The sequence below is a fragment of the Arthrobacter sp. SLBN-112 genome, assembly GCF_030944625.1.
Taxonomy (GTDB): Bacteria; Actinomycetota; Actinomycetes; order Actinomycetales; family Micrococcaceae; genus Arthrobacter.
In genome coordinates this window covers 3534891-3548859 of sequence record NZ_JAUSXY010000001.1, presented here as the reverse complement: position 1 = coordinate 3548859, position 13969 = coordinate 3534891, and the positions used below count along the sequence as shown (strand labels likewise).

The window sequence follows — 13969 nt, the reverse complement described above, 5'->3', positions numbered from 1 at the left end:
GGCTGGCGATCCAGTAACGCGGGGTCACTTCTGGCTGGCGATCCAATAACGCCCGCTCACTTTTGGCTGGCGATCCAGTAACGCCCGCTCACTTTTGGCTGGCGGCTCAGCACTCCCGGTTCACTTCTGACAGAAATGTCAGGCGACCCCGCTTCCTTGACCCCCGCCAAAAGGACCCGTCAAAACTGAGCGGCATCGGCGTAGAAGTTGCAGGATGTGAGCGGGGGTTACCGGCACGGAGGCAGACAGGGGATGGACAGAGCCGGATGGACCCAGCCGTAGTTGTGAAGATGGCCACGATCCGGCCGCCAAGGCTCCCTCTGTCCCGGGGGATTTTGCGTCTCCACTAGAATTGATGAAGATACACGGACTTCGAAGCGCTTGATTTCGGGTTGCGTATGAAACGAAACGAGCGGCTGCAGTTGCGCCAGTGGTCGGCTCACAACAGGAGGAATCCATATGGCCGAGCACAACGGTGGCAACCGCGGCAATGACCGGGGGGCCTTCCGAGGCAACAACAATTCCGGCGGGGACCCCCGTGGCTTCCGCTCCAGGTCGGACCGTGATCCCCGCGGCGGCTCTACAGGCGGCGGTGATCGTGACCGGAAGCCGTTTGGTGATCGTCCGCGTCGTGATGGTGAGGGTGACCGTCGCGGGTTCAGTGGTGGTGCCGGTGGCGATCGCGACCGTAAGCCCTTCGGCGACCGTGACCGGAAGCCGTTTGGTGACCGTCCGCGTCGTGACGGCGAGGGTGACCGCCGCGGTTTCAGTGGTGCCGGTAGTGACCGTGACCGTAAGCCCTTCGGCGACCGTGACCGGAAGCCGTTTGGTGACCGTCCGCGTCGTGACGGCGAGGGTGACCGCCGCGGTTTCAGTGGTGCCGGTAGTGACCGTGACCGGAAGCCCTTCGGCGACCGTGACCGGAAGCCCTTTGGCGACCGTCCTCGTCGTGACGGCGAGGGTGACCGCCGCGGTTTCAGTGGTGCCGGTAGTGACCGTGACCGGAAGCCCTTCGGCGACCGTGACCGTAAGCCCTTTGGCGACCGTCCTCGTCGTGACGGCGAGGGTGACCGCCGCGGTTTCAGTGGTGCCGGTAGTGACCGTGACCGGAAGCCGTTCGGTGATCGTGACCGTAAGCCCTTTGGCGACCGTCCTCGTCGTGACGGCGAGGGTGACCGCCGCGGTTTCAGCGGCGGCGAGAACCGCAAGCCTTTCGGAGACCGGCAGGACCGGGCGCCACGCAGCTTCGATCGCGGTGACTCCCGTGCCGAATCCGGTCGTGGCGGCTCCGGCCCCCGCGGTTTTGGCCGCGACCGCCAGGACGAGCGACCCGCCCGCGTGCCCAACGCTGCAGACCTTCGCAGCGCCAACAGGCCCGACCGCGAACGTTCGCCCGAGATCGATGAGGACGTCACAGGCAAGGAACTGGACCGTGCCACGCATCACCAGATCAAGACCCTCGAGCCGAAGAGCGCGGAGTGGGTGGCCCGCCACCTGGTGATGGCCGGCCGGCTGATTGACGACGAACCCGAGCTCGCATTCCAGCATGCCCTGGCCGCCAGCCGGCGCGGTGGACGGCTCGCAGCTGTCCGTGAAGCGGTGGGGCTGACTGCCTACGCGGCCGGGCATTACGGCGAGGCGCTCCGCGAGTTCCGTACGTTCCGCCGGATCAGCGGCTCCAACGTGCACCTCCCCGTCATGGCCGACTGCGAACGTGGCCTGGGGCGTCCGGACAGGGCGCTGGACGTCGCCCGTTCGGAGGAAGCCCAGGACCTTGACGCACCCGGCAAAGTGGAACTGGCCATCGTGGCTGCCGGCGCCCGTACGGACCTTGGTCAGCTGGATGCGGCCGTAGCCGAACTCGAGATCCCGCAGCTGGACATCAACCGCGCGTTCTCCTACAGTCCACGGCTGTTCCGTGCCTACGCAGACGCCCTCGTCGCAGTTGGCCGTGAAGCGGAGTCGGAGAAGTGGAGCAGGCAGGCCGTCGTTGCCGAAAACGCCCTCGGCCAGGGCGTGGACGAAGAACCCGAAATCATCGACCTCGGCTGGGATGAAGAGGAAGAAGCCCGGGAAGAGGCCGTACGCCGCAGGATGCTGGACAGTGCGTCCAAGTCCTCGGAAGCGCAAGCCCCTGACGCCGAAGGCTCTGCAACGGCGGGAAGCGCTCCCGCTGAAAGCACCACTGAGGCCGGGACTGTCCAGGACAGCAACCTCGACGACCAGGAATCGGACTACTTCGTCTCCGACGACGCCGAATCTGACCAGGACTCGGTGGAACAGGACGAGCTCGATTCCGCCGCCGTGGAAGAGGACCAAGAAGAAGACGGGGGCGCCGACAACGCCCCGAACACTGACGAACGCCGGGAGGACTGACAACGGATGAGTGACGTTTCCCTGGTTTCACGCTTCGACGCGCTCCTCGCAGACCTGGATGGCGTGGTCTATGCCGGTCCGCACGCGATTCCGGGAGCCGTGGATGCGCTGAAGCAGCTCTCCGGGCTGGGCATTGGGCTGGGCTACGTAACGAACAATGCCTCGCGCTCACCGGCGGACGTCGCCGCGCACCTTCGTGAACTCGGTGCCCCTGCAGAGGACAGCCAGGTGGTCAGCTCCTCCCAAGCGGCAGCGGAACTGCTGGCCTCGCTGCTTGCACCCGGATCACGGGTCCTGATCACCGGAAGTTCCGCACTGGCCCGCGAGATAGAGCTGGTGGGCCTGGTGCCCGTCGGCAGCCAGGACGAGGAACCGGTGGCCGTGGTCCAGGGCTTCAGCCCGTCCATTGGCTGGAAGGACCTGGCGGAGGCAGCGTATGTGGTGTCCGCCGGTGCACTCTGGGTGGCAACGAACACCGACATGTCCATTCCGCAGGCTCGCGGGATCGCACCGGGGAACGGCACCCTGGTGGCCGCCGTGGCAGCCGCTACCGGCCAGCAACCCAAAGTTGCCGGAAAACCCGAGGCACCGCTGTTCCACTCGGCCGCCAAACGCCTCGGGGCCGAGCGCCCCCTGGTCGTGGGGGACCGCCTGGATACCGACATCCTGGGCGGCAACAACGCAGACTTTGCCACCGTCGCCGTCCTGACCGGCGTCGATACCCGCGAAAGCATCCTCGCCGCACGGTCCGCGGAACGGCCCGACTACATCATTGAGAACCTGGCTGGGCTGCACCGTCCGTACCCGGATGTGACGCACGACGACGGCACCTACGCGTGCGGCCACGCGACGGCACGCGTGGCCAACGGCGCGGTGGGCATCATTGGCGGCAAGGACAACCTAGATTCCTGGCGCGCAGCATGTGCCGCCTGGTGGGCCGCGACCCCGGACGCATCGGCCCCGCAGGCGCCCAAGCTGGTGTGGATGGATCATTAGGATGGTTTCATGACTGAGCTGACTAAACCGGACAACGTGCCAGCCCAGCCTGCTCCTGAGTGGCCGCAGGCCCCCGGACAGGACATCACTGATCCACACGTGGCGCAGGCCGTGGCCAGGTTGCAGGAGATACCCCGGCTTCCAACTGCCGACCACGAAGACCGGTACAGCCGGCTTCACGATGAGCTGCTGGCCGCGCTCAACAGCGACCCCAACAACACCGACCCCAGTGACGGCACACCTGCCGTCGGTGATGCCACCGGTGGCAACGCCTGATGCCAGTACGCCTCGACCAGGCACTGGTGGCGCGCGGGCTGGCACGGTCGCGGACGCACGCAGCCTCGCTCATCTCGGAGGGCAAGGTCAGCTCCGGCGGCCAGGTCCTTGCCAAAGCGTCCCTCCAGATCGACGACGGCCGTGACCTCGCCGTCGAGCACGATGCCCAGGACGTTTACGCCAGCCGCGCCGGGCACAAGCTGGCGGGTGCCCTCGATGCCTTCCCGGCCATCACCGTCCAGGGCAAAAGGTGCCTCGACGCCGGCGCCTCCACCGGCGGCTTCACCGATGTCCTGCTCCGCCGCGGGGCCGCACACGTGGTGGCGGTCGACGTCGGGCACGGCCAATTGGTGCCGCACCTCCGCAACGACCCGCGCGTGGCAGTCCACGAGGGAATGAATGTCCGGTACATGGCACCGGAGCACATCGGGGGGACGTGCGCCCTGACTGTCGCCGACCTCTCCTTTATTTCCCTCACCCTGGTGGTGCGGCCGCTGGCGGATTGCACCGAGCCCGGCGGTGACCTGGTGCTCATGGTGAAGCCGCAGTTCGAGATCGGCAAGGACCGCCTGGGCAGGACCGGCGTGGTCACATCGGAGCGCGAACGCCGGCTGGCCGTGGAGAAAGTCGCCACGGCAGCGCTGGACGCCGGGCTGGACCTGTGTGGGCTGGCGGTCAGCCCGCTTCCGGGACAGGATGGCAACGTCGAATACTTCCTGTGGATAAGACGCAGGAACACCCAAGACTTGCCTAAGATCGAAGAGCGAGAGGCAGCAGCCGCTGCGTTGCTCGGACAAATCTGGCCGAACCACTAGAGAGCGGAACCTGATGAGCAGGCGTGTATTGGTCCTTGCCCACACTGGCCGCGAGGAATCACTGAAGGCTGCCTGGGAAGCCTGCGCCCTGCTGCACGCTTCGGGCATCGTCCCCGTGATGCAGGAGTCCGAGCTGGGGGACATGGAACGGTTCTTCGGCCACCTCGCCCAGCCGGTGGAGGTGCTCCACGACCATGTCCAGCTGCCCGACGTCGAGCTCGTGATGGTCCTCGGCGGCGACGGAACCATCCTGCGCGCCGCCGAACTGGTCCGCGAGGTGGACGTGCCCCTGCTGGGGGTCAACCTGGGGCACGTGGGCTTCCTGGCCGAAAGCGAACGCGCGGACCTGGCCCAGACCGTTGAATGGATTGCCAGCCGCGAGTACACGGTTGAAGAGCGGATGACCATCGATGTCCAGGTGTGGGTCCGCGGACAAAAGATTTGGCACACCTGGGCCTTAAACGAGGCCGCCATCGAGAAGGCCAACCGCGAACGGATGCTCGAAGTCGTCACCGAAGTGGATGAGCGCCCGCTGACGTCCTTCGGTTCCGACGGCATCGTGCTGGCCACCCCCACCGGCTCCACGGCCTACGCGTTCTCGGCGGGCGGACCGGTGGTCTGGCCGGAGGTGGAAGCCCTGGTGATCGTGCCCATCAGTGCGCACGCGCTGTTCGCAAAGCCCCTGGTCGTCTCGCCCCGGTCCAAGCTCGCCGTCGAGGTGCTCGGCCGGACCGACGCGCAGGGCGTCCTGTGGTGTGATGGCCGGCGCTCGGTGGACCTGCCGCCCGGTGCCCGCGTCGAGGTGACCAAATCCGCCATCCCGGTACGGCTGGCCCGCACCCACCAGACCCCCTTCTCCGCCCGCCTGGTCCGAAAGTTTGAACTGCCCATCCACGGCTGGCGGGGCCCCGTGCCCAAGGCCGATGCGGTGCACACGGGACCCATCCCGCTGGTACGTACGCCACGGCCCATGCCGCCGCTGCAGGTCCCGGAGCCGGACGGCGCGGGCGGCGACCCCGATTCGTCGACAGCAAAGTGAATCCATGATTGAAGAACTGAGAATCCGCGATCTGGGCGTCATCACCGACGCAACGCTTCCTCTCGGTCCGGGGCTGAGCGTGGTGACCGGCGAAACCGGCGCCGGCAAGACCATGGTGGTCACCGCCGTCGGCCTCCTGCTGGGGGCCCGGTCGGATGCCGGGGCCGTCCGCAGCGGCGCAAAGAGCGCCACGGCCGAGGCAGTCCTGAAGCTTGAGGCCGGGCACCCCGCCATCGCCCGCGCCCTTGATGCCGGCGCGGAAGCAGAAGAGTTCGACGACGGCGCCGAGCTGATCCTGGCGCGTCGCCTGGGTGCCGATGGCCGAAGCCGGGCGTTCCTGGGCGGCCGGGCCGCTCCGGTGGGCGTGCTGGCCGAGATCGGCGAGTCGCTGGTGGTGGTGCACGGCCAGTCGGACCAGATCCGCCTCAAGAGCGCCACAGCCCAGCGCGAGGCGCTGGACAAATTCGCCGGCGATACCCTGGCCGGCCCTTTGGCCGCCTACCAGCATCTTTACGGCCGGTGGAAGGCCAGCCAGGCTGAGCTGGACAGCCTGCGCAGCGCCGCCCGGGACCGGCTCCGGGAAGCGGAGTCGCTGGAGGCCGCCCTCGCCGAGATCGACGGCGTGGACCCGCAGCCGGGCGAGGACGAGCTTCTTAAGGCGGAGGCCGTAAAGCTAGCCAACGTCGAAGAACTGCGGATTGCCGCCAGCACCGCGCACCAGGCGCTTATCGCCGAGGACTTTGGTGAAGCCGGGGATGCCACCACCTTGGTGGATGCGGCCAAGCGAACCCTGGAACATGTGGCAGAGCACGATGCCGAGCTCGGTTCCGCCGCAGCCCGCCTGGCCGAAGTCGGCTTCCTGCTCAACGACATCGCCACGGAACTTGCCAGCTACCAGGCTGGACTGGACTCGGAGGGGCCGGAACGGCTGGCCGAGATCGAGGACCGCAGGGCAGCCCTGGCCAAGCTGGTCCGCAAATACGCGCCCACCATCGACGAAGTGCTGGTGTGGGCTGAAACCGCGCGGGTCCGGTATGACGAACTGCAGGACGATTCCTCGCGCATCGAAGCGCTGGACGCCGAGGTGGTCCGGGCTGAAGCGGAGCTGAAGAAGCAGTCTGCGGCCATCAGCAAGATCCGGTCCAAGGCCGCCAAGGACCTCTCGGCCCGCGTCAGCGCCGAATTGAAGGCACTGGCCATGGCGGACGCCACGCTGGTGATCAACCTTGAATCTGCCGGACAGCTGGGGCCGCACGGCGCGGACGAGATCAGCTTCCTGCTCCAGCCCCACTCCGGCGCCCCGGCCCGGCCGCTGGGCAAGGGCGCATCCGGCGGTGAATTGTCCCGCGTCATGCTGGCGATCGAGGTAGTGCTCGCCGCCGTGGACCCGGTCCCGACGTTCGTCTTCGACGAGGTGGACGCCGGCGTGGGCGGACGGGCCGCGGTCGAGATTGGCCGGCGGCTGGCAATGCTGGCACGCCACGTGCAGGTGCTGGTGGTCACCCACCTTCCCCAGGTGGCCGCTTTCGCTGACCAGCACATCACAGTGACCAAAACCTCCGTCAGGGGAGCGGACGGCAAAACCGCCACCGGCTTCACATCAAGTGATGTCCGCCTCCTCGACGGTCCCGGACGGGTCCGTGAACTGGCCCGCATGCTGGCAGGCCAGGAGGACTCCGAGTCGGCGCAGGCCCACGCCCGGGAACTGCTGGGCGACGCCAAGCTGCTGCCCCAGCGGGCCTGACAGGCGCAACAACGGGAAGGCTGAATTGATGATAGGCTCGAATTCCGTGGTGCAGCGATCAAATTCCCGTGTAAATTCCCGGTTCCCGGGCTCCTCCAAGACGACGAAGCACATTTTCGTCACCGGCGGTGTGGCGTCCTCGCTCGGTAAGGGACTGACGGCCTCAAGCCTCGGTCACCTGCTCCGGGCCCGCGGCCTGTCCGTGACGATGCAGAAGCTCGATCCCTACCTGAACGTGGATCCGGGCACAATGAACCCCTTCCAGCACGGCGAGGTCTTCGTCACCGACGACGGCGCCGAGACGGACCTCGACATCGGGCACTACGAGCGCTTCCTCGATGAGAACCTTGAAGGTTCCGCGAACGTGACCACCGGCCAGGTGTACTCCACCGTGATTGCCAAGGAACGCCGCGGCGAATACCTTGGTGACACGGTCCAGGTCATCCCGCACATCACGGATGAAATCAAACGCCGCATGCGCCTGCCCGCTGAGGGCAAGAACGCCCCGGATGTCATCATCACCGAAATTGGTGGCACCGTCGGCGATATCGAATCCCAGCCGTTCCTTGAATCTGCCCGCCAGGTCCGCCAGGATGTGGGCCGCGGCAACGTCTTCTTCGTCCACGTCTCGCTGGTTCCGTACATCGGACCGTCGCAGGAACTGAAGACCAAGCCCACGCAGCACTCCGTGGCAGCGCTGCGTTCCATCGGTATCCAGCCCGAGGCGATCGTGATCCGTTCGGACCGCGAAATTCCCGAAGCCATGCGCGCCAAGATCGGCCGCATGTGCGACGTCGACATCGAAGCCGTCATCGGCTGCCCGGACGCTCCCAGCATTTACGACATTCCGAAGACCTTGCACTCGCAGGGCCTGGACTCCTACATCGTGCGTGCCCTGGACCTGCCTTTCAAGGATGTGGACTGGACCAGCTGGGACAAGCTGCTCGACGCAGTCCACAACCCGAAGCACCAGGTCGAAATTGCCCTGGTGGGCAAGTACATTGACCTCCCGGACGCCTACCTCTCGGTCACCGAAGCGCTGCGTGCCGGCGGCTTCGCCAACGAGGCCAAGGTCAAGATCCGCTGGGTCCCGTCCGACGAGTGCGAAACCCGCGAGGGTGCCATCAGGGCGCTCGATGGCGTCGACGCCATCTGCGTGCCGGGCGGGTTCGGCATCCGCGGGCTCGAAGGCAAGCTCGGCGCCCTGAAGTTCGCCCGCGAGACCAAGCTCCCCGTCCTGGGCCTGTGCCTGGGCCTGCAGTGCATGGTCATCGAGTACGCCCGGAACGTGGTGGGTCTGGAGGGCGCATCCTCCAGCGAATTCGAGCCGGAGTCCAAGTACCCCGTGATCGCCACCATGGAGGAACAGCTTGAGTACGTCGAGGGTGGCGGCGATCTCGGCGGCACCATGCGCCTGGGCCTTTACGAAGCCAAGCTTGACGAAGGCTCGGTCATCGCCGGAACGTACGGCAAGACCACCGTCAGCGAACGCCACCGGCACCGCTACGAGGTCAACAACAAGTACCGCCAGCAGATTGCCGACAAGGGCCTGATCTTCTCCGGCACGTCCCCGGACGGCAAGCTGGTGGAATTCGTTGAACTGCCTGCCGACGTCCACCCGTATTATGTGGCCACGCAAGCTCACCCCGAGCTGAGCTCGCGGCCCACCCGTCCGCACCCGCTGTTCACCGGCCTGGTGAAGGCGGCACTGGACCACCAGGGCGCAGGTTCGCAGGCTGTTGCCGACACGGCTGCGCCCGCAGCAGGGAAGCCCGTAGCATCCGGTACGGTTACCGCTAAGTAGTCAATAGAGCAGAAGAAGGACGGCGCGATGCCTGGTACACCTGAAACCACCCCTGCCAAACAGGTTTCGGATGCACCAAGCCCGCGCCGTCTTTTGTCTACCGAGAAGGTGTACCAGGGCAGGATCTGGGACGTCGTCAGCGACACCTTCCAGCTGTCTGAGTCCGGGGATGCCCTCACCCGTGACTACATCGATCATCCCGGGGCAGTAGCAGTACTACCCATGAACGCTGAGGGGCAGATCCTGCTTCTGAAGCAGTACCGGCACCCGGTGGGCATGGACCTCTGGGAAGTGCCGGCCGGCCTTCTCGACGTCGAAGGCGAAGACTTCGTGGTGGGGGCTGCCCGCGAACTTGCCGAGGAAGCCGACCTCGCCGCCGGCACCTGGAACGTCCTGGCCGACGTCTTCAATTCCCCTGGCTCATCCAGTGAGGCAATCCGCATCTACCTGGCCCGCGACCTGACCGGGATCCCGCACCTCGAACGCCACGAGCGCACGGACGAGGAAGCGGAGATCGAGTTCCACTGGATCAGCCTGGACGATGCCGTGGACTCGGTGCTGGCCGGGCGCCTGCACAACCCGTCCGCCGTCGTCGGGATCCTCGCCGCCGCGGCGGCCCGCGCCGGCAACTACCAGGAACTCCGGCCCGCCGACGCCCCCTGGCCCGCACACCCCAGCCAGCGCTGATGGTTCCCGGTCCTTCGGCTGAACCGGTGATTTCGGTGGAACCGGCACCGAAAACGGCCGCGACCGGGGAACCGGCGGCGGGACGCCTCGGGGCCATCGACCGGGCCATCACCGACTACCTGCAGCATGTAGGCGTGGAACGGGGATTGGCCGCCAACACACTGGCAGCCTACCGCCGGGACCTGGCCCGGTACGCCCGCTACCTCGCCGCTGCCGGCTGCAGCCGCCCCGAGGACATCACCCGGCACCACGTCACCGGCTACGTCCGTGCCCTCTCCGACGGTTCCGACGGCGGCTCCACCCTGGGCGTGCGGTCAGCGGCCCGAACGGTGGTGGCGGTGCGGGGACTGCACAAGTTCTGGGCGTTGGAAGGCTACACGCCGGCCGATCCTGCCAGCGAAGTCCATCCGCCGATGGCCGGCAAACGGCTGCCCAAGGCCATCAGCGTCGACGAGGTAACCCGCATCCTCGAGGCCGCGGGAACGGACACGGCCACGGGGCTTAGGGACCGTGCCCTGCTCGAATTCCTCTATTCCACCGGGGCACGGATCAGTGAGGCCGTGGGATTAGACGTGGATGACATCTCCCTCGCAGAGCCTGGCTCAGGACCTGCCATCGTACGGCTCTTCGGCAAGGGGTCGAAAGAACGGCTGGTACCGCTGGGCTCCTACGGAGCGCGCGCCCTCGATGCCTACCTGGTCCGCGGCCGGCCGCTGCTCGCCGCCAAAGGCAAAGGTACGCCGGCGCTTTTCCTCAACGCCCGCGGTGGAAGGATCAGCCGCCAGAGTGCCTGGACCATCCTGAAGGCGGCGGCAGAGAAAGCCAACATCACCAGGGACGTCTCACCCCATACGCTGCGCCACTCATTCGCCACCCACCTCCTCGAAGGCGGCGCTGACGTCCGCGTGGTTCAGGAACTGCTGGGCCACGCCTCCGTGACAACCACCCAGGTATACACCCTGGTCACGGCCGATACCCTGCGGGAGATCTACGCCGCGGCGCATCCGAGGGCGCTGGGCTGAGCACCGGGGTCCGGCCCCCGGCGCGTGCATCAAACCCCACAAAAAACTTCCTGCGACTGTAAGAATCAGCCAGGCCCGGGACACTTAGTCTTCAAGAGGAAGTCAATACGTGTCCGGGGGGAAATACTATGTTGGCAGCGGAAGAGCAGGCATTCATCGATCTGCATTCCCAGCATTCGGGGCGGGTCTATCGGTACATCGCCTGCCGCATCAGCGACACGTGCCGGGCCGAGGAGTTGGCGGCCGACGTGTTTCGGATTGCATGGGAAAAACAACTGCCGGAGCCGCCCGGCATCGGATGGTTGCTCGCCACGGCCCGGCACGTGCTCGGCAACGAGTACAGGGGCCGTCGCCGCCGCCAGGAACTTCTTGACCGGCTGGAGGGCGAAGCACGCGGCAACGTTCCGCAGGAAGATACCGGGGAACAGGCTGCGGTGGCGGACATACTTGGCCGCCTTCGGGAGCGGGACCGCGAGATCCTCATGCTCAGTTATTGGGATGACCTCACCATCCCCGAACTTGGCCAGGCCCTTGAATGTTCTCCCTCAACCGCTTCCGTACGGCTGCACCGTGCACGCCGGGCCTTCGCCAAGGCCGCACCGGCACATCTCATGACCGAACGGAAGGACTAGCCATGGATCGCATCGAGCAGTTGATGAAGGCCGCCAAACCCCGGCCTACGGCACCGGACACGGCGGCCGGAGGCAACGGCGCCCGGGCCTTGGCGCCCACGGAGGACACAGACGTCATCCGCTTGACGGCGAGGGCACCGGAACGAGGCAACCAGCGGGCACGGACAGCCGTCCGGACAACTGCTGCGACCTTGCTCGCGGCCGCAGCCGTGGCCGGCGCCGTGTTCGTGGGTGGAACCATGGCTCAGCGGCCCGCGGCTGGACCGGGGGCGACGCCCTCGGAATCAACCGGAAGCCCTCCGCCGGCCAGCCCGTCCGCCACACCGTTTGCCAGCGAACATCCTGCTGCCACCGCTTCACCCTCGGCAGCCCAGTCGGTGAACCCTGCCGCCGGTGGCTTGAGCACCGGCGGCGTGCCCTGCACCATGGACAACGTGGACCTGCAGCGAAGCGACCAGCAGCGCGTCGTCTTTCCGATCCCCGCCGACCAGCAACATCTCTACACCGTCCTGGGCTGTGCCGAGGGCTGGCTCGCCTTTTCCATCTCGGACGAGGGAGCCAAAGCCCTCCAACTCGACGGTGGCAACGCGTGGTACCAGCTTGCCAAGTTAAAGGACGGGCGGTTCCTTTGCGACTTCCAGCAGGTGTATTCCAGCGTCTTCAACTGGGAATTCCAGGCAATGAACAACCAGGGCCTGACGCCACAACAGGCAATGGACAAGGAATTCGAGCAGAAGGGGCTTCCGGTGGAATACCGTTCGGAACTTGTTGGCGCGGGACCGGCCGCTGGATAACGAAGGCCCTCACCAGCTGGCATAGGGTTGAGCACATGCAATTCACCGCCGTGACTCTTTGCTTCCTGCTCCGTGACGGGGCCGACGGGACCGAGGTCCTTCTGGGGCTGAAGCAGACAGGTTTCGGCAGGGGCAAGATCGTGGGCATCGGCGGCCACGTTGAACCGGGGGAGACCGACGAGCAGGCGGTGGTCCGGGAAGTCCTGGAAGAAACCGGGGTGGTGCTGCAGGTGGAAGACTTGGCGGATGCGGGATCGGTCCACTTCGTCTTTCCGGCCCGGCCGGAATGGAACATGCAGACCAGGCTCTTCACCGCCCGGCTGTGGCACGGCGAGCCGGCCCCCAGCGACGAAATCCTGCCCGAATGGTTCCCTGTGAACTCCCTACCCGTGGAGCGGATGTGGCAGGACGCGGACCACTGGCTCCCCGTGGTGCTCGAAGGCGGAAAGGCGAATGTCGTCGTCACCATGGGCACCGATAACGAATCCGTTGCCTCGTCCGAGAGCCTGTTGGGCTGAACTGCCGGCAGCCGGCGCTTGCACAACCACAATGCTTAACGCCCGACGGCGGGTGGGCACCATGGTGCCCACCCGCCGTCGGGCGTCCTGAACATGCTAGGGAAGGTGCCGTTCCTCCGGGCCGATGTACTCGCTCAGCGGCCTGATCAGGGAGTTGGCGTCCAGCTGCTCCATGATGTGCGCCGTCCAACCCGTGATCCGGCTGGCTACGAACAGGGGAGTGAAGGTCGCGGTGTCGAAGCCCATGAGATGGTACGTCGGTCCGGCCGGGTAGTCGAGGTTCGGCTTGATGGCCTTCGCCTCGTCCATCGCGCTCTCCAGGCCGTTGTACAGCCCCAGCAGTTCCGGGCGGCCGTAGTGGGCAATCATCTTGTCCAGTGCGGCCTTCATGGTGGGCACCCGGGAATCGCCATGCTTGTACACGCGGTGGCCGAAGCCCATGACTTTCTTCTTCTGTGCCAGGGCATCTTCCATCCATGCCTTGGCCCGGGCCGCCGCCTCGTCGAGGGACTCCTCCTGCCGGATGCCGATCTCATCGAAGGTGTGCATGACGGCTTCGTTCGCGCCGCCGTGCAGCGGACCCTTGAGCGCCCCGATGGCTCCGGTCACGGCGGAGTGCAGGTCCGAGAGCGTCGAGGTGATCACGCGGGCGGTGAACGTGGAGGCGTTGAAGGAGTGCTCGGCGTAAAGGATCATCGAGACGTTGAAGGCGTCCACCACCTCCGGGACCTGTTCCTCGCCGAAGGCCATCCACAGGAAATTCGCCGAGTAGCCCAGGTCAGCGCGCGGCTCCACGACATCCTGGCCATGGCGGCGGCGCTGGTCGTAGGCCACCACGGCGGGCATGGCGGCAAACAGGTCAAGGGCTTTGGCCATGTTGGCCTCGCGGGAGGAGTCTTCAGCCTGCGGGTGCCGGGCGCCCATTACCGACGCGGCGGTCCGGCATACGTCCATCGGATGCGCCGTGGTCGGCAACGCGTCGATGACTGTCTTGACCACCGGATCAAGGGCGCGTCCGGCGCGCTCCTTGGCCGTGAACTCCGCTAGCTGCTCCTGGCTGGGCAGTTCGCCGTTCCACAGCAGGTACGCCACTTCCTCGAAGCTGCACCGGGCGGCCAGCTCCTGGACGGGGTATCCCCGGTACAGCAGGGAGTTCGTGTCCGGGTTGACCTTCGAGACCGCGGTGTAGTCCACCACGACGCCGGCAAGGCCCTTCTTGATCTCATTTTCAGCCATGCTGAAACTCCTTTGTTCCTAGAGCCAGTG

The 13969-nt window shown here is 66.4% G+C and carries 14 protein-coding genes; 12 read left to right on the top strand and 2 right to left on the bottom strand.

Annotation, left to right across the window (positions count from 1 at the left end):
- Positions 1-138 precede the first annotated feature (138 nt).
- Entirely contained in the window at positions 139-1443 is a 1305-nt protein-coding gene (locus QF050_RS16525; RefSeq protein WP_308931392.1) for a hypothetical protein, read from the bottom strand.
- On the opposite strand from QF050_RS16525, the gene QF050_RS16520 reads away from it, so the two are divergent.
- The 12 genes from QF050_RS16520 (at position 1339) to QF050_RS16465 (ending at position 12703) form a co-directional block, all read left to right on the top strand.
- Positions 1339-2376 (top strand): hypothetical protein, encoded by a 1038-nt coding sequence (locus QF050_RS16520; protein WP_308931391.1) that lies wholly within the window; start codon positions 1339-1341, stop codon positions 2374-2376. The genes QF050_RS16525 and QF050_RS16520 overlap by 105 nt on opposite strands.
- A 6-nt stretch (positions 2377-2382) precedes the next feature.
- On the top strand, positions 2383-3372 hold the full coding sequence (locus tag QF050_RS16515) for an HAD-IIA family hydrolase (protein ID WP_308931390.1): 990 nt from the start codon (positions 2383-2385) through the stop codon (positions 3370-3372).
- Positions 3373-3381: 9 nt separating this feature from the next.
- Positions 3382-3648 carry a hypothetical protein gene (locus tag QF050_RS16510; protein WP_308931389.1) on the top strand — a complete coding sequence of 89 codons (267 nt, stop codon included), beginning with the start codon at positions 3382-3384 and terminating at the stop codon, positions 3646-3648.
- Positions 3648-4463, top strand: coding sequence for a TlyA family RNA methyltransferase (locus QF050_RS16505; protein WP_308931388.1), 816 nt, complete (start codon positions 3648-3650; stop codon positions 4461-4463). Before QF050_RS16510 ends, QF050_RS16505 begins: the two co-directional genes overlap by 1 nt.
- 13 nt (positions 4464-4476) lie before the next feature.
- Complete coding sequence (locus QF050_RS16500) at positions 4477-5502, top strand: NAD kinase (RefSeq protein ID WP_308931387.1); 1026 nt, start codon at positions 4477-4479, stop codon at positions 5500-5502.
- A 4-nt stretch (positions 5503-5506) separates the two neighbouring features.
- A complete protein-coding gene (gene recN, locus QF050_RS16495) occupies positions 5507-7246 on the top strand; it encodes a DNA repair protein RecN (protein ID WP_308931386.1) in 1740 nt (579 codons plus the stop codon).
- 28 nt (positions 7247-7274) lie between these two features.
- On the top strand, positions 7275-9050 hold the full coding sequence (locus QF050_RS16490) for a CTP synthase (protein WP_308931385.1): 1776 nt from the start codon (positions 7275-7277) through the stop codon (positions 9048-9050).
- Between the two features lie 27 nt (positions 9051-9077).
- Positions 9078-9737, top strand: a complete 660-nt coding sequence (locus QF050_RS16485; RefSeq protein WP_308931384.1) for an NUDIX hydrolase — start codon at positions 9078-9080, stop codon at positions 9735-9737.
- Positions 9737-10759, top strand: coding sequence for a site-specific tyrosine recombinase XerD (gene xerD, locus QF050_RS16480; protein WP_308931383.1), 1023 nt, complete (start codon positions 9737-9739; stop codon positions 10757-10759). Before QF050_RS16485 ends, xerD begins: the two co-directional genes overlap by 1 nt.
- A 128-nt stretch (positions 10760-10887) precedes the next feature.
- Positions 10888-11391 carry a sigma-70 family RNA polymerase sigma factor gene (locus QF050_RS16475; RefSeq protein WP_308931382.1) on the top strand — a complete coding sequence of 168 codons (504 nt, stop codon included), beginning with the start codon at positions 10888-10890 and terminating at the stop codon, positions 11389-11391.
- 2 nt (positions 11392-11393) lie between these two features.
- A complete protein-coding gene (locus QF050_RS16470) occupies positions 11394-12185 on the top strand; it encodes a hypothetical protein (RefSeq protein WP_308931381.1) in 792 nt (263 codons plus the stop codon).
- Between the two features lie 35 nt (positions 12186-12220).
- Positions 12221-12703 carry an 8-oxo-dGTP diphosphatase gene (locus QF050_RS16465; protein WP_308931380.1) on the top strand — a complete coding sequence of 161 codons (483 nt, stop codon included), beginning with the start codon at positions 12221-12223 and terminating at the stop codon, positions 12701-12703.
- 96 nt (positions 12704-12799) lie between these two features.
- Here the strand turns inward: QF050_RS16465 and QF050_RS16460 are convergent, their stop codons facing one another.
- The gene (locus tag QF050_RS16460) at positions 12800-13939 is read right to left on the bottom strand and encodes a bifunctional 2-methylcitrate synthase/citrate synthase (protein WP_308931379.1); all 1140 of its coding nucleotides are present in this window, start codon (positions 13937-13939) and stop codon (positions 12800-12802) included.
- Between the last annotated feature and the right edge of the window lie 30 nt (positions 13940-13969).